We start from the raw sequence: 21,535 nt of genomic DNA, 5'->3' as shown, positions 1-21,535 counted from the left end.
GTAGGTTCAAGAGGCAGGAGATAGGAGGCAGGAGGCAGGAGGAACCCACGTTTTCTCTACGTGGGATTGAAGCAAGGACGCTTTGTATCTGGCGCTATGCGTCTCGATACAATTCCTCTTTTAAACTGGGCTTTAGACCCAGAACTAAAGTTTTAATTCTTACTTCTTCCCTCCTGCCTCCTGCCTTCTTTGTAATTGGTAATTGGTAATTGGTATTTTTAAAGTTTCTGGTAAATAATTTGGATATGAATCAAAAAAGTCATGTATTAGATAAAAAAGAGATTGCATTACTAAGTGCATCCTTGAGAGTGATTGAGCCAAAGCTACTGAAACCATGTGAAAAAGCAGATACAGAGAGAATGTGGCTTCAAGGAGGAGAACCTTATTTTGATATTTTTTTGGAATTAAAAAATGAGAAAATTATCTGGTTTCAATTTACATTACGTGGTAAATCGCTTTCTTGGTACAGTAAAACTTCTAGATTTCAAACAGGTATTACTAATGAATTAAGTATTGATGATGTGAGTTTTTATGCGGCGAGTAAAATCATAGATAATGATGATATATCGGATTTAGAATTTATTAATTTAGTTAAATCAATTCTGCAAACAAGAGCAGACGAAGAAATTTTTGCCAAAGCATTGAATTTGTTTAGTTTTACACAAAGACCCATGACTAATGGCACACACTGATTTTGAAACCGGATCAACGAATTTTTTATTGATTATCACCAATGACTAATAACTAATGACTAATAAAATTTTTCTAATTTTTTAAATAAATTCAGAACTATAACTGTCAACACAGCAGCAATTAATCCTAGCTGCCATAAACCACACCCAGAGGCAATTCCTAAAGCAGCTGCCACCCAAATAGCTGCGGCCGAAGTAAGACCATGAATTTCAATTGATTGTGATTTTTGAGAAGATTCGCGCAAAATTTCTCCAGCACCGAGAAATCCCACTCCAGCAGCAATTCCTTGAATGACGCGACTGAGAGCATCGGCACTGATTTTTTCTCCTCCGACTTGGATAGCAGTGATAGTAAACACAGCCGAACCCAAACTGACTAACATATGAGTTCTTAACCCAGCTGGTTTACGCTTGAGTTGCCGTTCTAAGCCTATAATTGAACCAATCAGCAGTGCCAGACAGAGCCGAAAGCAGATATTAAGCCAATCATTGCTGGCAATGTAATAAGGGTTTGTCAATTAATTCTAATTTACAACAAACAACATTATATTCTACGTTAATTGGTAATATGGTGTCAAAAAGTCAGTAGTAAATAATATTGACGTGAAATTGGCTAACAAGGCTACTACATAAATTCGGCATAATAAAAAAATCTGGAATAGCATTTTATCATCAAGTCGGTGGGTCGATAACTGACAGATGATACCTAACACCTGAACAAATGACACCTAATGATTTGAGTGGACAAACTCTACTGGCTTGACCAGATTACACCACAAGACCGCGCCCAGGTTGGCGATAAAGCGTTTTACTTGAGCAGAATTATGCAAAGGGGCTATCCAGTAGCGCCTGGTTTTGTGGTTGGGGCGGACGTTGGACGAAAATTTCTAGAAACTCTCAATAGTTCAGAGCCGTTGGTTGCGGACTTGCCCTATTCGTCGCTACATTTGGATGTAGGTAATTGGCTACAACTTCAACAGGTGGCTGGCCGCTTGCGTCAGGAAATTATTTCTGGTACTGTTCCACAGCACTGGGTGAATAAGATTTTCCAAGCTGCTAAAACTTGGGAAGGGAAATGTTTAATTTTGCGTCCTACACTGAGCGTATCATCTGTTAATCAGGTGATGGGCAATATCTCTGGGTTGCTGGAGTCGGTTTTTTGTGTTTGTGATTCTGAAGCGATCGCTCAAGGGTTAAAGCAAACTTGGAGCCAGTTGTTTCGTGCCAGAAGTCTCCTATATTGGCAGAGTGTAGGCATTAACTTCAAACAAATTAATTTAGGGGTGTTAGTGCAACCGGTGGAAAATGCGATCGCCTCCGGTTCATTCAAAGCCGACACATTAGGCTGGGAGATTGAAGCCACTTATGGATTAGGAGTAGCTATTAACAGGGGCGAAGTATTACCAGATGTTTACTACATCGAAGAAAAAACCGGAGTTGTTCAAGAACAACAATTGGGAAATAAAATTCTCGCCTATTCTGTTGGTGATTTTACATCTGTTGCGGCGGCGCAATCCCTGTCTACATCAGTATTGATGACAGAACACAATTGTTTGTTGGCCTACCTACTCAGTGAGCATCAGCAAAAACAGTATGCTTTACCAGAAGATTTCCGACAGCAAATAATTCATTTAGGCAATCAACTAGTGAGTGAACTAGGGGCAAAATTAACTATAAAGTGGACAATTACCGAAGCAACTTCAGCCCCGAAGCTTTACATTACTCAAATTAGCGCCCCTCCATCTTTAGTTACTAGCTTGCACTTCCTCAAAGGCATAGGGGCTGCTAGGGGACGTGTGATGGCTACTGCTTATGTGATTGTTAGTTCACAACCCAAACCAGAACAAATTGCCAAGGGAGTGCCAAAGGGAGTAATCATAATCGCCCCAGCAATCACTCCTGATTGGTTGCCTTTACTACATGAAGTGGGGGGGATTATTACAGAACGAGGAGGACTAACCAGCCACGCGGCGATTTTATCTAGGGAATTGGGTATTCCTGCTGTAGTCAGTGCCAAAAATGCCACAAAGTTAATTCAAACTGGCGAAAGACTAATGCTTGATGGTGACAGGGGAGAAGTTTATCGCAGTGGAGGAGAGGGCGATAACTGGCCTGATGGGGAGATGGGAAGATGGGGAGATGGGGAGAAAATTTCATCACACCAGTACACAAAGGAGCCACTTGAGAATAAGTCAGATCAGCCCCAGTACGGGTTTAGCATTGCTAAACCCCTACCTATGATTGCTACCCAACTATTAGTTAATCTCAGTCAACCTAATTTGATTGAAAAAGTCCAAAATTTGCCTGTAGATGGGGTGGGATTATTACGTTCAGAATTGATGATGTTAAATATTTTGGAGGGACAAAATCCTCATGCTTGGCTGTTGGATGGAAGACAGTCAGAATTATTAGAAACTCTATCTGCACAGATTAAAAAGTTTGCGCGGGCTTTTGCACCAAGACCTATTTTATATCGGTCTTTAGATTGGCGACCACAGGATTTACCTTCTTTTTGTGATAGTGGACAATCTTCACCACAGTCGATATTAGGTGAACATGGGACTTGGAGTTATTTACGCAATCCGGCTGTTTTTGAATTAGAATTGAAGGCTTTGATGTGGTTACAAAAAAATGATTACACCAATATTCGTTTGATGTTGCCTTTTGTGCGGACTGTGGAAGAATTTGTATTTTGTCGTCGTAAAGTTGAGCAAGTAGGTTTAACTCAAAATCCTCATTTTCAATTATGGATCATGGCAGAAGTACCGAGTGTACTGTTTTTATTGCCAGAATATATTAAAGCTGGGGTAGCGGGTATTTCTATTGGCACTAATGACTTGACGCAATTAATTTTAGGTGTAGATCGGGAACAGGGAGATTTAGCAAGTATATTTGATGAACGTCATCCAGCGGTAATGGGTGCGATCGCTCAATTAATTAAGATGGCTAAAGATGGGGGGATTCCTTGTTCAATCTGCGGTCAAGCACCTGCTTTATATCCAGAAATTATTGATAAGTTGGTGGAATGGGGTATTACTTCTATTTCTGTGGAACCGGAAGCTGTGGAGAGGACTTATCAAGCGATCGCTCGTGCTGAACAGAGGTTACTTTTAGCAGCTGCTAGGAAACTTTTGGGTAATTCGTAATTATAGAAATTTTTAGGTTATTGAATTACATTTTGATTAAGTTTCGCGCAAAGGTGCAAAGGAAGAAATCAGTAATACATATATCCCCGACTTCTTTATTTAATTATGTCAATAAATCATGATTTATTGCTAGAAGTCGGGGATCTGAGTGCTAGAAGATTTGATGGAGTTAGTTTTATAGTCCTTCCCTCAAACCCATGGCAATTTTACTGTGTTTTTCAATTTGTCCCATTACCTGTTTTGCACGCTTTATTACAACCGCAGGTAAACCCGCTAATCTTCCCGCTTCAATACCATAAGATTTATCAGCACCACCGGGTTGAACTTGATGTAAAAAGATAATTTGATCAGGTAACTCTTTCACAGTCACTTGATAATTAGCCACATTAGGAACAATACTAGCTAATTCATTTAACTCATGATAATGAGTTGCAAAAATAGTCCGAGATTTAATTTCCACTGCTAAATATTCTGCCACAGCCCAAGCAATAGAAAGACCATCAAAAGTTGCAGTTCCACGACCAATTTCATCTAATAAAACCAAAGATTTAGCAGTTGCATGATTGAGAATATTTGCAGTTTCATTCATTTCTACCATAAAAGTAGATTGACCAGTTGCTAAATCATCAACAGCACCAACACGGGTAAAAATGCGATCGCACACCCCCAACCTCGCCGACCTAGCAGGTACAAAACTACCAATTTGCGCCATTAACTGAATTAAACCCACCTGCCGTAAATAACAACTCTTCCCACTAGCATTGGGACCCGTCAAAATCACCAAATCAGGATAAGAACGTAGAGAGATAGGGACAACATTCTTCTTCTCTTCCTTCTTCCCTTCTTCCTTCGTGTCCTTCGCTCCTTCGTGGTTCATTCCTCCTAACCAAGTCGAATTAGGAACAAAAAACCCAGCAGGTAAAGACTGTTCAACAACCGGATGACGACCATCAACAACCTCAATTTCCCGTCCGTTCACCATTTCAGGACGACAGTAACCTTGATGGACAGCCAACTCAGCCAAACCACATAATACATCAGCAGCAGCTACCGCACGAGAAATATTGCGAATGGTTTCCGCGTGAGAACCCACCTCATCCCGTAAAGCGGCAAAAATCTCATATTCCAACTGATTTAAATCGTCCCTTGCTGTCAATATCCGTGCTTCTCGTTCTTTCAAGTCTGGAGTAATGTAACGTTCCTCATTTGTCAGCGTTTGCTTACGGATGTAATTTTCTGGAACTTGGTCAGATTTAGAACGAGAAATACTGATGTAATAACCAAAAGTTTTATTAAAACCTACCTTTAAGTTGGGAATTCCCGTTCTCGCTCTTTCATCAACTTCTAAATTTGCAATCCATTGTTGATCTGCTTCTACTGTAGCTTTTCTTTCATCCAATAGGGGATTTATACCGGGACGAATTAAACCACCTTCTTTTAAATGGGTGGGTGGTGATTCCACGATGTGGGCGTGTAACTTTTTTGCTAATTCTTCTAATATAGGTGGGACTTTTTGTAAAGCTTTGAGAAAAGGCGATCGCGCATCTTCCACTATACGAGATAATTCCGGTAAACGGGAGAAAGAATCAGCTAAAGCCATTAAATCTCGTGCGTTTGCTCTCCCTGAACCTGCACGACCTGTTAACCGTTCTAAATCGTAGATTTGCCGTAATAACTGCCGTAAATCTTGACGTAAAGAGGTATTTTCCAGTAGTTCTTGAATGGTATCTTGTCGCGCTCGAATGCCTTTGATATCAAGTAGCGGTTGTAACAACCATCTTCTTAAAGCTCTTCCTCCCATTGCGGTGCTGGTTCTGTTTAAAGACCACAACAAAGAACCGTGAAATGTACCATCGCGAACGGTTTGGGTAATTTCTAAGTTGCGTCGGGTTTGGTGGTCAACGATCAGATAATCTGTGAGTGTATAGGTGTGTAATAGTTGCAAAGAAACGGTGTTTTCTTTTTGTGTATCTTCGATGTATTCCAGTAGTCCACCAGCAGCGCGAACTGCGAGGGGGAGATGTTCACAACCTAACCCTTCGAGCGATCGCAATTTGAATTTCTGCAATAATTTACTTCTAGCTTCGGCTTGAGAAAAGGGAAGTTGCGAGCGCAAACTATAACAAAATGTCGGTGGTAAGCATTGGGGAAGGGAGGGTGAGGTTTCCCCCGGACGTAGTAAACTACCCAAATCAGGAGCATTTGTAGGAAACAACACTTCTGAAGGTTGCAATCGCATTAACTCTTGAGTCAGGTGTTCTAAATCACTACCTTGACAGGTGAGAAATTCCCCAGTTGATATATCTGCATAGGCTAAACCCCAATGATTCACCGCAATTACCACAGCGGCTAAGTAGTTATTACGACTTGCTTTGAGCATTCCTTCTTCTAGTAAAGTCCCTGGTGTGAGGATGCGGGTTACTTCGCGCTTTACTAAACCAATAGCATCAGCAGAGTCTTCAACTTGGTCACAAATCACTACAGCATAACCTTTTTCTACCAGTTGGGTTGTGTAGCGTTCCCAAGCATGATGAGGTACACCAGTCATAGCAATACGACCAAGCTCACCACCATGTTTACTAGTTAAAACTAATTCTAATTCTCTGGAGACGGTTACAGCGTCTTGGAAAAAAGTTTCAAAAAAATCACCGACGCGATATAGCAGCAACGCATGAGGATATTTATCCTTCATTTCTACATAGTGCTGATACATTTTACTCAGCTTGCTGCGGTCTTCTACCAGTTTTGTATCGCTAAGAGGTGTATTTGGTTGATTGCTTTCTGGTGTGGTCATGGTAGATGCTGAGGTTGCACAGTTTAGGCACTATTTTTGATGATAGCGTGATGTGGGGGATGGAGTGCGATCGCTTAAAGTTTATTTATTTTTTTCTCACGCAGAGACGCAGAGGCGCAGAGAGAGACGCAAAGAGAGATTATCAGTTATTATAGATAGAAACAGGGTTATAAAGATAACATCTTATGATTGGTAAGATTCTCCGTCAACGTTACCAGATTATCAAACAATTAGGTGCAGGTGGGTTTGGGGAAACTTACCTTGCTGAAGATTTAGATATTCCTGTTACTCCTAAACCGGTTTGTGTGGTTAAACGGTTAAAACCTACAGAAATTGATAGAGATAGTATACGTTTATTTAAACAAGAAGCACAAATTTTATATAAATTAGGTCAAAACCACGATCAAATTCCTAAATTGTATGCCTATTTTCAGGAAGATGAAGACTTTTATTAGACCTCTTGCACAATTGTTCCTGTGCTACAATTAGGAGGTTTAGGTTTTATGTGTATTTGGGTATTGTTGCGATAGCTGCGCTCTCTATTCCTTCGGTCCCGTAAGGGATACGAGACGCTACGCGAACGCCGAAGGCATCGCAAATTTAAAGATAGTCGTTTAATTCTAAACTTTTGGCTAAAATTAAGGCAAACCTCCATTTTAACATAAAATGAATTCTGCAAGAGGTCTATTTAATTCAGGAATTTATTGAAGGCAAAGATTTAACTAATGAAATCTGTCCTGGTAAAAAGTTTAGTGAAGCTGAAGTAATTCAACTTTTACGAGATGTTTTAGAAATATTGGTTTATGTCCATGACAACAAAGTTATTCATAGGGATATTAAACCAGACAATATTATGCGACGTAAGGATGGTAAGTTAGTATTAATTGATTTTGGTGCAATCAAACAAATTAATACCACTACTGCCATGAAATCAGGCTCTACTACCCGAACTATTCGTATTAGTACGCCGGGATATACGCCTTTAGAACAGGCTATGGGTAAACCTAAATTTAGTAGTGATATTTATGCTTTAGGTATGACAGTTTATCAATACTATTAGTAAATTAGTTATTCCCTGTCAGTTTGGTGATGCTGATTCGTTTTCAGAAGGACTAGCAAAAGTAAAAATAGAAGAAAAATGGGGATTTATCAATACTATTGGTAAATTAGTTATTCCCTGTCAGTTTGATGATGCTGATTCGTTTTCAAAAGGACTAGCAAAAGTAAAAATAGAAGAAAAATGGGGATTTATCAATACTATTGGTAAATTAGTTATTCCCTGTCAGTTTGATGGTGCTGATTCGTTTTCAGAAGGACTAGGAGCCGTAAAGATAGGAGGAAAATACGGGTATATCAACACCAATGGTAAAGTGATTATTCCCTGTCAGTTTGATTATGCTTTCAGATTTTCAGAAGAACTAGCAATGGTACAAATAGGAGAAAAGTATGGGTGTATAAATACTAATGGTCAAATGGTTATTCCTTGTCAATTTAATCAGATTTACTGGTTCTCTGAAGGACTAGCAGCCGTAAAGATAGGAGAAAAATATGGATATATCAATACTAATGGTCAAATAGTGATTTCTTGTCAATTTGATAGGACTGTGTGGTTTTCAGAAGGACTGGCAAATGTACGAATAGGAGATAAATGTGGTTATATAAATACTAATGGTCAAGTAGTTATTCCTTGTCAGTTTGATAATGCTTATAATTTTGAAGAAGGATTAGCAAAAATAACAATTAATGGAAAAGATCACTTAATTGATAAAACAGGGAAGATAGTTTATTAACTAAATTATGACTAATGATACAATCAAAACAGTTATCTGGGTAAATTCTGCTAAAGAAGAACTTTTAGAATTTCCTGAAGATGTAATTGATGAAGTTGGGTATATTCTCTACCGAGTGCAAACTAATCAAACTCATCCTAAAATCAAACCATTAAAAGGATTAAATGGAGTATTTGAAATTCGCAGCAACTATCAAACTGACACTTACCGAACTGTTTATGCTATAAAAATAGATGACGCTGTTTATGTTCTCCATGCTTTTAAAAAGAAATCTACTCAAGGAATTAAAACACCTCAACAAACTATTGATTTAATTCAGCAGCGATTACAAACAGCAAGACAAATCTCACAAATTAGACAAAATTAATCCTCATAAAAGGAATATTATGTTAGATTACACCATCAGTTCTGGCAATATCTTTCAAGATTTAGGATTTGCTAATGCAGAAGAAAAACTAGCAAAAGTTAAATTAGCTTCTGTCATTGCTGATATTTTAGAACAACAACAAATCACACCAGAACAAGCTGGACAAATTTTAAATTTAGAACTTGCACAAGTCAATAATTTAAGTAACGGTATTCTCAAAGAATTTACCCTTGAAAATTTATTAAGTTATTTAATAAAATTAGGTCAAAATGTAGAAATCATGGTAACAAATCAAAAATCAGATAAATCACAACCGAAAATTAATGTAGTTTATCAAAAAATTGCCTAATTACTCTGCTTCTGTATTGCAGTTTGCTCCATTCATTTTTGATATGATAGTTGTAAACAGGCGATAGTTATGGAATTTGAATTTGATCCTAATAAAAGTGCAACCAATCAAACTAAACATAACATTGATTTTATTGAAGCACAAAAACTGTGGACAGATACAAACCGTGTAGAAATACCCGCACGCACAACCGATGAACCCAGATTTTTAATCATTGGTAAAATAGGTGATAAATATTGGTCAGCAGTCATTACCTATCGAAGTGATAAAATAAGGATTATATCTGTTCGTCGTTCTCGTACTGAAGAGGTAAATATTTATGAAAGCGGAAGAATTTGATACTAAATTTGACAATTATGAAGATATCACTGAGTTTTTAGACTTATCTCAAGCAATTCGTCCCGGTTATGAACAGAAAAAAGTGAATATTGATTTTCCTGTTTGGATGATAGAAGCATTAGAACAAGAAGCAAAACGTTTAGGTGTAACTTCTGATTCTATTATTAAATTATGGCTTGCTGAACGTCTTGATAAAAAAGTGATCACTGGTTAACAAAGCAAAATAGATTTCAATTTTTCCTTATTCTGCGTCAGTGTTACTGGTTGATATAGTCATTTTTGATATTATGGTTGTAAAAATGCGATCGCAATAAGGGGAAGCTTGACAACTACCTCCCTATCTTATCAAAATCCTTACCCTGAAACAACCATCAACTTACCTCTACACTTTTCTGCATTTCACTTACACTCCCATCAACTTCATCAACCTTCTTCAACTCACCCGCCCGCCAACTATCAGCAATATCTTTAATAAAACTAGCGAGAGGAATAGCAACTAATAAACCCAAAACCCCGCCTAACTTCGCACCAATTAACAAAGAAATTACCACCCAAACAGGATTTAAACCTGTTAAATTTCCTAAAAGTCTTGGCGCAACAATATTAGAATTAATTTGGTCAATTGTCACGGCTATCGCTGCTACTTCTACCCCTTCCCAAAAGTTTTCTAATGTCACCAACAAACTCACAATACCAATACCTATTCCCGTTCCAAAAGGGAAAAGAGAGAAAAAACCAATGCCAATTCCAAAAAGTAATGCTAAAGGAATTCTTAAAACTACGAATGCTAATGTAACTGTTACAGCTAAAATCGAGCCTAATACTGCTTGACCAATAAAATAATTTTGGAAATCTTCTTTGAGTGATGATCTAACTTTTGTGCTAATATGGGGTGGAAACCATTGATAAATTCCGTTCCACAACTTTTCCCCATTTAATATTAGGTAGATAGTTAAAACTACTGCCAATATTAAGTTAACTAAAAAACCAATAGTATCAAACGCAAAACTAAGAATTTTACCAGTAAAGGACTGAAATTGGCTAGAAATTCTTTCTAATAACTGAGTTGCTAAACCAGTTACATTTACAGGTAAATCTTGTGTAGCTGCCCAATTCACAAAAGCTTGTAATTGTTGAGTTCCCGAATCAATCCAAGCCGGAAGAATATTAACTAATTCATTGAGTTGTTGGAAAATAAGGGGTACTAAAATCACGCCTACAGCCCCCAAAATTATGACCGCTAAAAGTAAAACTCCGACAATAGCTAAGTTACGTGGTACTCCGCGTTTATGAAAAAATTTGATGGGGTAGTCTAAAACAAAAGATAACAAGATAGCGACTGAAACAACACTTACCAAAGGTTGAAAATATTGGACAACCTGAATTAATAACCATCCATTGAGAATGATAATAGGAAAAGCCAAACCTACGCTTAACCAGCGCGGTAGTTTATTTACTATTTGCATACTATAAATCCATCACATTTATTAATTGATCTTTACAAAAAATGTCTATGAATTGGTGAGAATATTAAACCCATTTATTCATCTGCCATTTGTACATAATTTATTCTGAATTCTGTAGAGACGTTCCGCCGGAACGTCTCTACAATTGTTGGTTGATAAAATCCAGCATTATCCGTTGATGGGGAATTCCCAAAGGTCTGAATTCTCCAGCGATCGCAGAATAACAACTACCCCGTTCAATATCTTCCCTTGTCAATAATCCCATATCCCAACCTTCATGCAGCACTAGTTGATCTAATCCCACTAATAATGGTGCTTGAAAAACGTGACGAATAACTCTCTCATCGGTATAAAGTCCAAATTTAGCAAAAGAAGGTAACTCATAACCGATTTCTTCTATTACTTCCCGTACAAGTGCTATTTCTGGTGTTTCACCTGGTTCTAAATGTCCACCGAATAAACCCCAGCAACCAGCAGCAGCTATATTGGGGATATTGTCCCGTAGTTGCATGAGATATTTATTGTCTTGGTAGAGAATAGCGATAGCTACTTGAGGTAGTTGATTATTCATAAAATGCCCTTCTCAGTTGATTGATGCAGTAATAAAATCCAGCATAATACGTTGATGGTTAGTACCTAAAGGTCGCACCTCATCTGCAACTGCTGAATAACATCTGCCCGAATGAATATTGTCCACTGTTAATAACCCCATGTCCCAACCTTCATTTAAAACCAGTTGGTCTAATTTCACCAAGAGGGGAGCATGAAAAACGTGTTCAATGAATTTTTCATGGGTATAAACACCAAATTTGACTACATCTGCCAACTCATAACCGATTTCTTCTAAAATTTCCCGTTTAATGCCTACCTCTGGGGTTTCATGAGGTTCTATGTGTCCACCAAAAATTACCCAGCATCCAGGTGCATCTATAGTGGGGATATTGTCCCGTAGTTGCATGAGATATTTATTGTCTTGATAGAGAATAGCGATCGCTACGTTCGCCGCAGGCAACGCTACCTGGGGTAATTGATGATTCATAATAATTATTCTTCTAAGTAAACTTCCCCATACTCTTGCCCAGCCAAGGGAATACTTTTGTATCTTACTTTACCCTTTAAAACTACGTCTTGCCCGACTTGCAGATTACTTTGATTCGTCACAACCCAGATTTTGCCTGTCGAATCAGCGATTTGATAGGCTTGCTGCTTGATGAAAGGAGCGTGTTTTTCTATCTTTCCTTGGATGTAAACACTAGCTTGATTGTCTTGTGCTGGTTTAATTTCTCGAATCGGTGTAACATTAGCGCCAATCCTCAGAGTTTGTAAATTTAATTCACCAGGTTTCCCGTTAGCACAACTACAAAGTCCCACCACCAGAAAAAAGGCCAATCTTTGGTGAAAAAACCTCAAAGAAGAAAGTTTTGTTTGTTGTATAAAAGCAAGCAAATGAGAGAATTTTTGCATTAATCCTTACCTTTTCACCAGTTTTCTCAAGTTTCGATTCGTACTATCTATGTTTTACTGACAAAAAAAGGTTTTAGATCATCCTTTTATTCTTTATCCTTCAGCTAACGCAATTAATCTGAGAAAATAATCATTGACTGGGGACTGGGAACAGGTTTTTACCAATGACCAATCACCAATGACTAATGACCAATGACCAATGACTAATGACAATGGAAACAAAAACCGCCAAAATCCTTGATGGTAAAGCATTAGCCGCTAAAATTCATCAAGAATTAGCAGCTAACATTACAGAATTACAACCCAAAATTGGCCGACCTCCTGGTTTAGCAGTGTTAATGGTTGGTGATAACCCCGCTTCAGCAGCTTATGTTAGCAATAAAGAAAAAGCTTGCGCTAAAGTGGGAATTACCTCTTTTGGTAAACATTTTCCTACTCAAACCAGCCAAACTGAACTAGAGGAAGTAATTGAGGAACTTAACCAAGATGAACGGGTAGATGGAATTCTGGTACAGTTACCCTTGCCTAATCATTTAGATGCAATAACTCTTTTACATAAAATTGCACCGGATAAAGACGCTGATGGACTCCACCCTGTGAACTTAGGGCGATTGGTGCGGGGTGAGACAGGTTTACGCAGTTGTACACCAGCAGGAGTGATGCGACTGCTAGAAGAATATAAAATTCCCTTGGTGGGAAAACAGGCAGTAGTAGTAGGACGGAGTATTTTAGTTGGTAAGCCAATGGCATTGATGCTGTTAGAGGCTGATGCTACAGTCACTATTGCCCACTCGCGATCGCAAGACCTCAAAAGCATCACCCAAAATGCTGATATTCTGATTGCAGCAGCAGGTATTCCTGGATTAATCACTGCCCAGATGGTGAAACCGGGCGCTGTTGTGGTAGATGTGGGGATAAATCGCGTCACCGATAGCAGTGGCAAAAGTCGTTTAGTCGGCGATATCGATTTTGCCGCAACTGCTAGTGTGGCAGAATATATCACCCCTGTTCCTGGTGGTATTGGACCAATGACAGTCGCCATGTTACTGCAAAATACAGTTTCTAGCTATTTGCGGGCAACCAGTAATTAGGCAGTGTTAACGAAGGCAGGAGGCAGGGGGCAGGAGGCCGTTTTTGTAACGGGGATTGATGCCAAGCTACAAAAACTTTGGACGAAGTCTGGTTTTAGACCCGATTGTTTCGATAATTCCTCACTAACTGACTGTATTTGAGATTTTATGCTCAAATTTTCTGGTTTCACCTCTGGAGTCACGCCAAAATCCGAAATCTAAAATCCAAAATTGAAACATCAGTGAGCGTTTCAACCCTAGAGCAACGTAAAATTGTCACACATATCACCATAAACCAAAAATTGTAGGAATTTGAGCATGGTAGCAACGGATAATTTTCAAAAAACATCAGACCAAGCCAGGTTTAACCTCGCTGCCTATCTGAAAGAACGACAAAAGCTGTGTGATACTGCTTTGGATCAAGCTATTCCCGTCGTTTATCCAGAAAAGATTTACGAAGCCATGCGCTACTCCCTCTTAGCAGGTGGTAAGCGTGTACGTCCCATTCTTTGCCTTGCTACCTCGGAAATGATTGGTGGCACCATAGAAATAGCCATGCCAACAGCTTGCGCTGTGGAGATGATCCACACCATGTCCTTAATTCATGACGACTTGCCAGCAATGGATAATGACGATTATCGTCGTGGTAAGTTGACAAATCATAAAGTCTACGGCGAAGATATCGCCATTTTGGCTGGGGATGGCTTGTTAGCTTTGGCTTTTGAGTTCGTAGCCACCCAAACCCCCCAAAACGTACCCTCAGAGCGAACTTTACAAGTAATTGCCCGTCTCGGTAAGGCGCTGGGAGCTGCGGGTTTAGTCGGTGGTCAAGTGGTAGATTTAGAATCGGAAGGGAAATCAGATACTTCCCTAGAAACCCTGAATTTTATTCATAACCACAAAACAGCTGCCCTGTTAGAAGCTTGTGTAGTTTGTGGCGGAATTATCGCCGGCGCATCTACAGAAGATGTACAAAAATTAACTCGTTATTCTCAGAATATTGGTCTAGCATTCCAAATCATCGATGATATTCTAGATATCACTGCGACCCAAGAACAACTAGGCAAAACCGCAGGTAAAGACCTTAAAGCCGAGAAAGTCACCTATCCTAGCCTGTGGGGAATTGAACAATCCCGCGCCAAAGCACAACAACTGGTTGAGGAAGCTTGTGTAGAATTAGCATCCTATGGAGACAAAGCAACTCCTCTCCAAGCGATCGCTCATTATATAGTTAGTCGCAATCACTAGCGTCAAAAGTTTTTACAGCTGACAGCTGACATCAAAAACTGTTTCCTCGACACACAACTGTTGCTCTTATTCAATCACCTAACCAAAATACCATGCAGGACATAGGCGACATTTTCAACAACCGGGTGCTGCTGGTTGCACTTGTGGCTTGTTTTGTTGCTCAAGGATTAAAACTCATCTTTGAAGTCATCAAACATCGTAAACTGGATCTGCGTGTCTTAGTGACCACTGGAGGTATGCCCAGCGCCCATTCAGCTTTAGTAACAGCTTTAGCCGCTGGTGTTGGGCAAAGTATAGGTTGGGCATCTCCAGATTTTGCTGTGGCTGCGATTTTTGCCATCATTGTTATGTACGACGCTGCTGGAGTGCGTCAAGCGGCTGGTAAGCAAGCTCGGATACTCAATCAAATGATTGATGAATTATTTCATGAAAAACCAGACTTTTTCCAAGACCGTCTCAAGGAACTACTTGGACATACACCCGTTCAAGTAATAGCTGGTTCGGCTTTGGGTATCACCATTTCTTGGTTAGCTAGAGCCGCTTATTAGTCATTAGTCATTGGGAATAGGGGAGCAATAATCACCAATTACCAATTACCAATTACCAATTACTTCAATGTTACAACTGAACGCAGTAACATTACTTTTCGACCATCTGCTAAGAGGGCAAAAAAACCATTTTCATTTAGTTTTTGTAATGTCTTATATGCCTCTGTTTGGTTGGTAGTATAAACAGCCAACAAGTAAGGGCGTTGTCCATAGGAAACAAGACCTACATTACCTCCTACCGCTTTTTGTAAATTATTTGCCAGTTCCGGGCGGTTGAAATAATCTACCAACACAGCAAAACCTTCTCCCAAGACTCTGGGATTATAGCTGAGTGTCTGAGTTGGTAAATTTGCTGATGGGATTATTGCTGGTGTGACTGTTGTTGGTGCGATAGTTGCTGGTGCAACTGTTGCTGCTGTTGGTCGAGTCGTAATAATAGCAGACAAGCCAACAATATTGTTAACATATTTTGCCCAGCGGTTAGCATCATCAATCTTGTTAAAGCCACCGATCCGCGTTACTGTTTCATTAAGATATTTACAGGTAACAGTTTTTATATCAGATGGCAAAGCACTACGTAACTGCTGTTGATTATTAGCTGTGGGACTGACAACTAATAAGAGATACTCCCCTGCACTTGGAGGCTGACAAGCAGGAATGGCTGGTTGGGATAATACAGGACTAATATCAGCAATTATAGGAGCGATGCCTGCGGCGAGCGTAGCTAACGCTAATAATAAAGCACTTGGTAAAAAATGAACTCTTGGCAAAAACATTTGGTGTATACCTAATACCGTATAGTTTTTAACTTATTTTTCAGGGAACAGGGAACAGGGAACAGAGAACGGACAAAAGTAAGAAGTAAGAATTAAGTTTTTTCCCTACACCCCACACCCTACGCCCTGCCTTAAATTTATGACACAGTTGTTAAAGATGCCAAAGCATCAGAAATTGTTGCCGAAGGTGCCTGAAATTCTCCAGTGATTACATACTCTAACCGCAATTTTAACCAAGTTATAAATTGAGAATTGGTAGAAATAATGGCTACTGGAGGTTTAGGACACTTAGCTTTATTTGCTGACATTTCCGGTGCTTCTAGAAAAGCTGGGTTTTTTACTAACCAAAAGTCTATTTCTTTTTCTTGTTCGTGGTAATGACGGGTGCGTTCTTTCAACACTTCGTGTATTGGTTCTTCTTCTAGCAGAAAGTGTTGACTCGCCAAAACGTAATAGTATGTTTTCATTTTCATCCTTTGGTTACTATTTAATAATTTATAGGGTACAGTGTGGCTGCTGTACCCTGATCAGTTAACTTTTTTTCAATCCCTTAAACCAAGAACTGAAAGGACAACCACCACCCTTGTTTTCACTATTTTCCATTTTGCCACCTGCTGTCAGCTTGTCTAAGAACAGGGTGTTATCAAAATAGTGTTCTAAAGCGACAATCTTCAAATCATCGGTAACACGAGCTACACTCATACCAATAATTTCTACTGTCTCCCCCGTCGGTGCAAAGTCTTTGTATGCACCTTGGAAATGTCCCCAGTGTCGCCACTTAAATGTAACATTAGGTGGACCTGAGTAAACTTCTAGCACTTCCCAAGGAAAACCTTGGGGAAATGTACTGTGAAATAGTTTAGCTGATGATTCAAAACTTTCTTCTGAAGCTTTATAGTGTTCAGAATCAGCCATAAATAAATTATAAGTACCTTGGGCGGATACCTCTGCTGCTGTAAACTCTTTACCCCCATTTGTACTTATACGAAATTTATCATTCACCACAGATAACCATTGTTGGGGGTTACTCTTGAAAGATACCTCCATTTCAAAGGTTCTCACCAAATTCTGCACGATCGCTTCTAGTGTACCTTCTAAGTGATTACAGGTACTTTCTTTAGCCAGATTTTCATTAGAACGAGTATAATCCGGAGGTATCTGATAGCGCCATTTGGCATGGGTACTGTATGCAATCACTGTATCCCGGTCTTGTACCCAAAGAGGCAGATTGTTAGGCTGTTTGGCAGTCATAGAAGTCTTCAATTACAAATGTGACTGTAAATTTTTAGGATTACGCAGCTACAACCCCTCTACTTCAGTTATCAGTTATCAGTTATCAGTTGCTAATGACTAATGACTAATGACCCTGTATGGCTTGTTTCATCTCTCGGACTGCTCTTTCCATTCCTACTAAAGCTGCCCGACTGATGATAGTATGACCAATATTGAGTTCTTCCATACCTGGAAGTGCCGCCACAGGGTAAACGTTCCAGTATGTAAGTCCATGACCGGCATTGACGCGCAAACCAGCTTTAATCGCTTGCTCACATCCCTGGGCTAATATAGCTAATTCATGCTGGCGAGTTGTTTCATCTTTAGCCTCAGCATATTGTCCGGTATGCAGTTCAATAAACTTCGCTTGCACCTTGACAGAAGCTTCGATTTGTGCTGGTTCGGCATCGATAAACAAACTCACGGGAATGCCAGCACTTTGCAATTTATCAACTATTTCTCCTATTCTAGCAATTTGTCCGACAATATCCAAACCGCCTTCTGTTGTTACTTCTTCGCGCTTTTCCGGTACTAAAGTTACATAATCTGGTTTGATGTCGAGGGCAATTCCCAGCATTTCATCAGTAGCAGCCATTTCTAAGTTTAAGTGCGTTCTCACTGTTTGGCGCAACAGACGCACATCTCTATCTTGAATATGTCTTCTGTCTTCGCGCAAATGGGCGGTAATGCCATCAGCACCAGCTAATTCTGCTAATACTGCTGCTGCAATGGGGTCTGGTTCTACTGTCCGTCTGGCTTGGCGGATGGTGGCGATATGGTCAATATTTACACCGAGTGTAGGCACGCCTGGGTTTCTCCTGCTTCATTTTTCTGTGATGTTGATTTTAACTAATTTCTGGACTTTGAGTATGTTTAAGTTAAAATTGTGATTGTGAGCAGTGTGACAGGGTAGAAAAATAAATAATTATGAATTAATCAGAGGCAATATGTTGTTAGAATTGCAACAAATTATTGTTCATCCAGGCCAACAAATGTTACTCAAAGATATTAGTTGGCAGCAACTAGAAAATATTTTAGAAGAAATGGGAGAAAGGCGTGCTGCGCGTATTTCCTATAGTAATGGTTGGTTAGAAATTATGGTGCCTTTAGCTGAACATGAAAAAGATAAGGAAATTGTTGGTGATTTGGTGAAAATTTTGTTAGCAATACTCGATGTTGATTTTGAACCTTTTGGTTCTACAACTCTGAAAAATGAGAGAATGAGGCAAGCTGTAGAACCAGATACCAGTTTTTATATTCAAAATCAAGGGGCTGTAATTGGTAAAAATCGGATTGATTTAAATATAGACCCACCACCAGATTTAGCTATTGAAATTGATATTACTTCTCGGACTCGATTTGATAATTATGCAATTTTAGGAATTCCTGAACTTTGGCGATATCAAAAACAAGGTTTAGAAATTTTCTTGTTACAGGATGGGCAATATGTAAAATCTCCATTTAGTCCTAATTTTCCTAATATTCCAATTGTGGAATTAGTTAATGAGTATGTGCCGCAGTGTTTAACTATTGGCAGAAGTCAGGCGATGCGGAATTTTAGGAGTTGGATGCAGGAGAATTTACAGTAAAAGGTTGCGTAAATATAGCAACCCCTGAACAGCTACTTTTATTTTGTCCCAAATAGGCGATCGCCTGCATCTCCCAAACCTGGAATAATATAACCATGTTCATCTAAATAGTCATCAATAGCAGCGGTATACACAGGTACATCAGGATGAACTGAACAGAAATTTTCAATCCCTTCTGGTGCAGCAAGTAAACAAACAAACTTAATTGATAAAGGATTAGTTGACTTCAAACGTTCTACAGCAGCTACAGCTGTATTACCAGTTGCCAGCATCGGGTCTACCACTAACATATCCCGCTGATCAACATCTTGAGGAACTTTGAAATAATACTCAACAGGAATCAGAGTTTTTGGATCACGATATAAACCAATATGCCCTACTCTTGCCGATGGCATTAACTCTAGCATACCATCTAAAATACCTTGTCCTGCACGCATTACAGACACCAATACTAACTTTTTATCAGGTGCTAAAACTGGTGCATTCATCGCTGCTAATGGCGTTTTGATAGGTTCATATTTTAGCGGTAAATCTCGCGTGACTTCATAAGCTAATAACAAACTCACTTCTTTCAGCAGGTTACGAAATTTCGTGGTGCTGGTTTCAACTTTCCGCATGAGCGTAAGTTTGTGTTGTAGCAATGGATGTTCAATTAATTTTACTTGTGGATACATTTTTACTTCAATATTATTTTTCTGAATTTTAGTTTTAAGCTACGGTCATTCTTTTGGATACCACCCAGCCGGAATGACTTTAAAATTCCATTCGTCTGCAAAAATAAACATTCGTTCCATTATGTCGTGAGGAGAAAGACAACTTTTTTGGTTTTCTTTCCAATCTTTTTTATCAATTGTTCCTAACACCAAATATTTATTGCCAATAATTTCGGTATTTATCTGGCTGAATCCAAAAGCCATCAAAGATTCTATTTCCTGCTTTTTAACGATAATGAGGTCACAGTTCGTACAATATTTGCACTGTTTATTGAGGACAAAAAGCTGATGTGGCTTAATATGAATTACCAAAGGAAATTTACGTATTTTCGTATTTGTTTCACATTTTGGACATTTAGTAAAAGCGCAGTCTTCATAGAGGTTGAGAAAAAATCTATGTTTTTTTTGTGCTTTTTTGGGTTGGGACTGATCCGAGCTTTGTTTAGACATTTGACAAAATATAAATAAAAAACAGTTTAATACGATTACGATTTTTAGAGAAATATCTTAAAATACTGTACCATCACTGCTAATTTGTATAGGAGGAACACCTCCTTTTCTGAGTTCAGCAGCAATTTTTCTCCCCGCAGTCCAAGTTCCTCCTTGTAATACCTTGACCAAAGGTAATTCTTCTGCACTCATTTCCAACTTTTCTCGCACAGTAGCAGCAATATAATCTAAAAGAATCACCGTCAAAGCACGCCATTCAATTATAACTTCAGAATCTACCGAGTGAGATAATTTTAAAATCTCAGAATCTTTAGGAATAATTAATCCCAAATCAAGACATAAACCACCATTACGATATTCTGGTAAACCTGTGAGTTGATCTAAACCAGTAATTATCAAACCTAATTCTTGTAATGGTTCTAATAAAGAGTATGTTAGCCATTGAGAAAGTTTGTGAAAAGGTACTAAACCACCATTGCTAACATCTTGGTGAAACCATACATCACCCAAATTTATTCCGGCAATTTCTAATCTTCCTGGCCAAATCTCACCCAAACCTGTCAGAACTGCATCCAGAACTGTAGAAGCTGCTAACTGACCATTTTCAGATTTAGCTAAAAGATAATTTACCAAATTTCCTGGTCTGGGTTTTCCTTCTCCAAATAAATGAGGTGCAGATACTAAAACTTGTCCTAATTTTTGCAGTAAACTTAAACGCCCCTTGATTCCCACTAAAGGATTTTCTGAACTTACCTGAAACCCATTTGCTAATTCCGATTCTGTCAAAGTTTGCAATTTTGCAGCATCAACTTGTAGCGACCCATCTCTAGAAAAATTACCTTGAAAAAACATCTGGAAACTAGCAACTGCTAAACCTTCAGAACGTCCAAAACTTAAATTAGTTTCTTGCTCAAAATAACGCCAATTATTACCTGCACCCGCATCTAATAACACACTGACAACAGCTAAATCAAACTTTATGGCTGCCTTTTCGACTGGTGTTAAACCTGCCAATTTTTGATCAAATTTGCCTAGTCTGAAAACTCCTCCTGCTTGAAAATGTTGCCAACGACTGTGAAAAGGAATTTGCAAGTGTGGGTAGTTTTCCCAGCTTACTGCAATTACATAATCTGCAACTGCTTCTAATTGTGATAAATTGACAGTAAAATGTCGAGATTTACCCGCAATTGATAAATCAAATAATTCTTGGCAACGTTCCCGGATTGATATGGGAGAACGAAGATATCTAATTAGATTATCGTTGTTTATTTGTACGTCTGCGCTTTTTTTGTTCACTCTTTACAACCCAAAATATAATATTCCAAGAAATAAATTATTCTTCTAAACGAACCATTCCAGGCACAGAGAACACAGAGAGAGGAGAAATAGAATTGTTTGTTATAGCAATAGGCAAAAGGCAAGAGTAAAACCATTGTTATTCTTTAGTTTCAAGGACTAATCA

26 protein-coding genes are annotated in these 21,535 nt (G+C 38.9%); 13 read left to right on the top strand and 13 right to left on the bottom strand.

Features of this window, described 5'->3' with window-relative positions:
* The first annotated feature begins 245 nt into the window (after positions 1-245).
* Positions 246-692, top strand: a complete 447-nt coding sequence (locus tag H6G06_RS22440; RefSeq protein WP_190564245.1) for a hypothetical protein — start codon at positions 246-248, stop codon at positions 690-692.
* A 59-nt stretch (positions 693-751) separates the two neighbouring features.
* Here H6G06_RS22440 and H6G06_RS22435 read toward each other — a convergent pair whose 3' ends face one another.
* Positions 752-1,210 carry an MgtC/SapB family protein gene (locus H6G06_RS22435; protein ID WP_190564243.1) on the bottom strand — a complete coding sequence of 153 codons (459 nt, stop codon included), beginning with the start codon at positions 1,208-1,210 and terminating at the stop codon, positions 752-754.
* A gap of 222 nt (positions 1,211-1,432) precedes the next feature.
* Between H6G06_RS22435 and H6G06_RS22430 the strand changes: the two genes are divergently transcribed.
* The gene (locus tag H6G06_RS22430) at positions 1,433-3,838 is read left to right on the top strand and encodes a putative PEP-binding protein (RefSeq protein WP_190564240.1); all 2,406 of its coding nucleotides are present in this window, start codon (positions 1,433-1,435) and stop codon (positions 3,836-3,838) included.
* A gap of 175 nt (positions 3,839-4,013) precedes the next feature.
* Here H6G06_RS22430 and mutS read toward each other — a convergent pair whose 3' ends face one another.
* Complete coding sequence (gene mutS / locus H6G06_RS22425; RefSeq protein ID WP_190564238.1) at positions 4,014-6,632, bottom strand: DNA mismatch repair protein MutS; 2,619 nt, start codon at positions 6,630-6,632, stop codon at positions 4,014-4,016.
* A 185-nt stretch (positions 6,633-6,817) separates the two neighbouring features.
* On the opposite strand from mutS, the gene H6G06_RS22420 reads away from it, so the two are divergent.
* The 7 genes from H6G06_RS22420 to brnA all read left to right on the top strand — a co-directional run bounded on the left by H6G06_RS22420 (position 6,818) and on the right by brnA (position 9,691).
* Positions 6,818-7,087 (top strand): protein kinase, encoded by a 270-nt coding sequence (locus tag H6G06_RS22420; protein ID WP_190564237.1) that lies wholly within the window; start codon positions 6,818-6,820, stop codon positions 7,085-7,087.
* A 215-nt stretch (positions 7,088-7,302) separates the two neighbouring features.
* Positions 7,303-7,692 carry a protein kinase domain-containing protein gene (locus tag H6G06_RS22415; protein ID WP_190564329.1) on the top strand — a complete coding sequence of 130 codons (390 nt, stop codon included), beginning with the start codon at positions 7,303-7,305 and terminating at the stop codon, positions 7,690-7,692.
* Positions 7,679-8,422, top strand: a complete 744-nt coding sequence (locus tag H6G06_RS28070; RefSeq protein WP_338422979.1) for a WG repeat-containing protein — start codon at positions 7,679-7,681, stop codon at positions 8,420-8,422. The genes H6G06_RS22415 and H6G06_RS28070 overlap by 14 nt, the downstream gene beginning before the upstream one ends.
* Positions 8,423-8,429: 7 nt before the next feature.
* Entirely contained in the window at positions 8,430-8,789 is a 360-nt protein-coding gene (locus H6G06_RS22405) for a type II toxin-antitoxin system RelE/ParE family toxin (protein WP_190564235.1), read from the top strand.
* 19 nt (positions 8,790-8,808) lie between these two features.
* Entirely contained in the window at positions 8,809-9,138 is a 330-nt protein-coding gene (locus H6G06_RS22400; protein WP_190564233.1) for a helix-turn-helix domain-containing protein, read from the top strand.
* A gap of 69 nt (positions 9,139-9,207) precedes the next feature.
* On the top strand, positions 9,208-9,477 hold the full coding sequence (locus H6G06_RS22395) for a BrnT family toxin (RefSeq protein ID WP_190564232.1): 270 nt from the start codon (positions 9,208-9,210) through the stop codon (positions 9,475-9,477).
* Positions 9,458-9,691, top strand: coding sequence for a type II toxin-antitoxin system BrnA family antitoxin (gene brnA, locus H6G06_RS22390; protein WP_190564230.1), 234 nt, complete (start codon positions 9,458-9,460; stop codon positions 9,689-9,691). The genes H6G06_RS22395 and brnA overlap by 20 nt, the downstream gene beginning before the upstream one ends.
* A gap of 157 nt (positions 9,692-9,848) precedes the next feature.
* On the opposite strand, the gene H6G06_RS22385 is transcribed toward brnA, so the two are convergent.
* From H6G06_RS22385 to H6G06_RS22370, 4 genes are all read right to left on the bottom strand, one after another.
* Positions 9,849-10,943: an AI-2E family transporter gene (locus tag H6G06_RS22385; protein ID WP_190564228.1), complete on the bottom strand. Its 1,095-nt coding sequence runs from the start codon at positions 10,941-10,943 to the stop codon at positions 9,849-9,851.
* A 139-nt stretch (positions 10,944-11,082) separates the two neighbouring features.
* Entirely contained in the window at positions 11,083-11,514 is a 432-nt protein-coding gene (locus tag H6G06_RS22380) for an NUDIX hydrolase (RefSeq protein ID WP_190564226.1), read from the bottom strand.
* A 12-nt stretch (positions 11,515-11,526) separates the two neighbouring features.
* Positions 11,527-11,982 (bottom strand): NUDIX hydrolase, encoded by a 456-nt coding sequence (locus H6G06_RS22375; protein ID WP_190564224.1) that lies wholly within the window; start codon positions 11,980-11,982, stop codon positions 11,527-11,529.
* Between the two features lie 5 nt (positions 11,983-11,987).
* The gene (locus tag H6G06_RS22370; protein ID WP_190564222.1) at positions 11,988-12,407 is read right to left on the bottom strand and encodes a hypothetical protein; all 420 of its coding nucleotides are present in this window, start codon (positions 12,405-12,407) and stop codon (positions 11,988-11,990) included.
* A 212-nt stretch (positions 12,408-12,619) separates the two neighbouring features.
* Between H6G06_RS22370 and folD the strand changes: the two genes are divergently transcribed.
* From folD to H6G06_RS22355, 3 genes are all read left to right on the top strand, one after another.
* On the top strand, positions 12,620-13,498 hold the full coding sequence (folD, locus tag H6G06_RS22365; RefSeq protein WP_190564328.1) for a bifunctional methylenetetrahydrofolate dehydrogenase/methenyltetrahydrofolate cyclohydrolase FolD: 879 nt from the start codon (positions 12,620-12,622) through the stop codon (positions 13,496-13,498).
* Between the two features lie 297 nt (positions 13,499-13,795).
* Entirely contained in the window at positions 13,796-14,725 is a 930-nt protein-coding gene (gene crtE, locus H6G06_RS22360) for a geranylgeranyl diphosphate synthase CrtE (protein ID WP_190564220.1), read from the top strand.
* Positions 14,726-14,817: 92 nt separating this feature from the next.
* Positions 14,818-15,273 (top strand): divergent PAP2 family protein, encoded by a 456-nt coding sequence (locus H6G06_RS22355; RefSeq protein ID WP_190564218.1) that lies wholly within the window; start codon positions 14,818-14,820, stop codon positions 15,271-15,273.
* A 59-nt stretch (positions 15,274-15,332) separates the two neighbouring features.
* Here the strand turns inward: H6G06_RS22355 and H6G06_RS22350 are convergent, their stop codons facing one another.
* From H6G06_RS22350 to H6G06_RS22335, 4 genes are all read right to left on the bottom strand, one after another.
* A complete protein-coding gene (locus H6G06_RS22350) occupies positions 15,333-16,049 on the bottom strand; it encodes a hypothetical protein (protein ID WP_190564216.1) in 717 nt (238 codons plus the stop codon).
* Between the two features lie 137 nt (positions 16,050-16,186).
* On the bottom strand, positions 16,187-16,516 hold the full coding sequence (locus tag H6G06_RS22345; RefSeq protein WP_190564214.1) for an MgPME-cyclase complex family protein: 330 nt from the start codon (positions 16,514-16,516) through the stop codon (positions 16,187-16,189).
* Between the two features lie 64 nt (positions 16,517-16,580).
* Positions 16,581-17,300, bottom strand: a complete 720-nt coding sequence (locus H6G06_RS22340) for a nuclear transport factor 2 family protein (protein WP_190564204.1) — start codon at positions 17,298-17,300, stop codon at positions 16,581-16,583.
* 106 nt (positions 17,301-17,406) lie between these two features.
* Positions 17,407-18,126, bottom strand: a complete 720-nt coding sequence (locus H6G06_RS22335; protein ID WP_190564202.1) for a pyridoxine 5'-phosphate synthase — start codon at positions 18,124-18,126, stop codon at positions 17,407-17,409.
* Between the two features lie 142 nt (positions 18,127-18,268).
* Here H6G06_RS22335 and H6G06_RS22330 point away from each other — a divergent pair, with 142 nt between their 5' ends.
* On the top strand, positions 18,269-18,910 hold the full coding sequence (locus H6G06_RS22330; RefSeq protein ID WP_190564200.1) for a Uma2 family endonuclease: 642 nt from the start codon (positions 18,269-18,271) through the stop codon (positions 18,908-18,910).
* Positions 18,911-18,948: 38 nt separating this feature from the next.
* On the opposite strand, the gene upp is transcribed toward H6G06_RS22330, so the two are convergent.
* The 3 genes from upp to H6G06_RS22315 are packed head-to-tail and all read right to left on the bottom strand — an operon-like array spanning position 18,949 to position 21,369.
* Entirely contained in the window at positions 18,949-19,584 is a 636-nt protein-coding gene (gene upp / locus H6G06_RS22325) for a uracil phosphoribosyltransferase (protein WP_190564198.1), read from the bottom strand.
* Between the two features lie 45 nt (positions 19,585-19,629).
* Positions 19,630-20,073 carry a hypothetical protein gene (locus H6G06_RS22320; protein WP_190564196.1) on the bottom strand — a complete coding sequence of 148 codons (444 nt, stop codon included), beginning with the start codon at positions 20,071-20,073 and terminating at the stop codon, positions 19,630-19,632.
* Between the two features lie 57 nt (positions 20,074-20,130).
* On the bottom strand, positions 20,131-21,369 hold the full coding sequence (locus H6G06_RS22315) for a DUF1688 family protein (protein WP_190564194.1): 1,239 nt from the start codon (positions 21,367-21,369) through the stop codon (positions 20,131-20,133).
* Positions 21,370-21,535 lie beyond the last annotated feature (166 nt).

It is taken from the genome of Anabaena sphaerica FACHB-251 (assembly GCF_014696825.1).
Lineage (GTDB): Bacteria > Cyanobacteriota > Cyanobacteriia > Cyanobacteriales > Nostocaceae > RDYJ01.
This window is presented reverse-complemented; position numbering and strand designations above follow the sequence as displayed.

Bases quoted from the DNA above. Each gene is read 5' to 3' on its own strand.
- H6G06_RS22405 (WP_190564235.1), top strand. From the start codon at position 8,430: ATGACTAATGATACAATCAAAACAGTTATCTGGGTAAATTCTGCTAAA.
- H6G06_RS22320 (WP_190564196.1), bottom strand. From the start codon at position 20,073: ATGTCTAAACAAAGCTCGGATCAGTCCCAACCCAAAAAAGCACAAAAA.
- H6G06_RS22350 (WP_190564216.1), bottom strand. From the start codon at position 16,049: ATGTTTTTGCCAAGAGTTCATTTTTTACCAAGTGCTTTATTATTAGCG.
- H6G06_RS22395 (WP_190564232.1), top strand. From the start codon at position 9,208: ATGGAATTTGAATTTGATCCTAATAAAAGTGCAACCAATCAAACTAAA.
- H6G06_RS22375 (WP_190564224.1), bottom strand. From the start codon at position 11,982: ATGAATCATCAATTACCCCAGGTAGCGTTGCCTGCGGCGAACGTAGCG.
- H6G06_RS22420 (WP_190564237.1), top strand. From the start codon at position 6,818: ATGATTGGTAAGATTCTCCGTCAACGTTACCAGATTATCAAACAATTA.
- H6G06_RS22385 (WP_190564228.1), bottom strand. From the start codon at position 10,943: ATGCAAATAGTAAATAAACTACCGCGCTGGTTAAGCGTAGGTTTGGCT.
- H6G06_RS22370 (WP_190564222.1), bottom strand. From the start codon at position 12,407: ATGCAAAAATTCTCTCATTTGCTTGCTTTTATACAACAAACAAAACTT.
- H6G06_RS22355 (WP_190564218.1), top strand. From the start codon at position 14,818: ATGCAGGACATAGGCGACATTTTCAACAACCGGGTGCTGCTGGTTGCA.
- H6G06_RS22340 (WP_190564204.1), bottom strand. From the start codon at position 17,300: ATGACTGCCAAACAGCCTAACAATCTGCCTCTTTGGGTACAAGACCGG.
- mutS (WP_190564238.1), bottom strand. From the start codon at position 6,632: ATGACCACACCAGAAAGCAATCAACCAAATACACCTCTTAGCGATACA.
- folD (WP_190564328.1), top strand. From the start codon at position 12,620: ATGGAAACAAAAACCGCCAAAATCCTTGATGGTAAAGCATTAGCCGCT.
- H6G06_RS22400 (WP_190564233.1), top strand. From the start codon at position 8,809: ATGTTAGATTACACCATCAGTTCTGGCAATATCTTTCAAGATTTAGGA.
- H6G06_RS22345 (WP_190564214.1), bottom strand. From the start codon at position 16,516: ATGAAAACATACTATTACGTTTTGGCGAGTCAACACTTTCTGCTAGAA.
- H6G06_RS22440 (WP_190564245.1), top strand. From the start codon at position 246: ATGAATCAAAAAAGTCATGTATTAGATAAAAAAGAGATTGCATTACTA.
- upp (WP_190564198.1), bottom strand. From the start codon at position 19,584: ATGTATCCACAAGTAAAATTAATTGAACATCCATTGCTACAACACAAA.
- crtE (WP_190564220.1), top strand. From the start codon at position 13,796: ATGGTAGCAACGGATAATTTTCAAAAAACATCAGACCAAGCCAGGTTT.
- H6G06_RS22330 (WP_190564200.1), top strand. From the start codon at position 18,269: ATGTTGTTAGAATTGCAACAAATTATTGTTCATCCAGGCCAACAAATG.
- H6G06_RS22380 (WP_190564226.1), bottom strand. From the start codon at position 11,514: ATGAATAATCAACTACCTCAAGTAGCTATCGCTATTCTCTACCAAGAC.
- brnA (WP_190564230.1), top strand. From the start codon at position 9,458: ATGAAAGCGGAAGAATTTGATACTAAATTTGACAATTATGAAGATATC.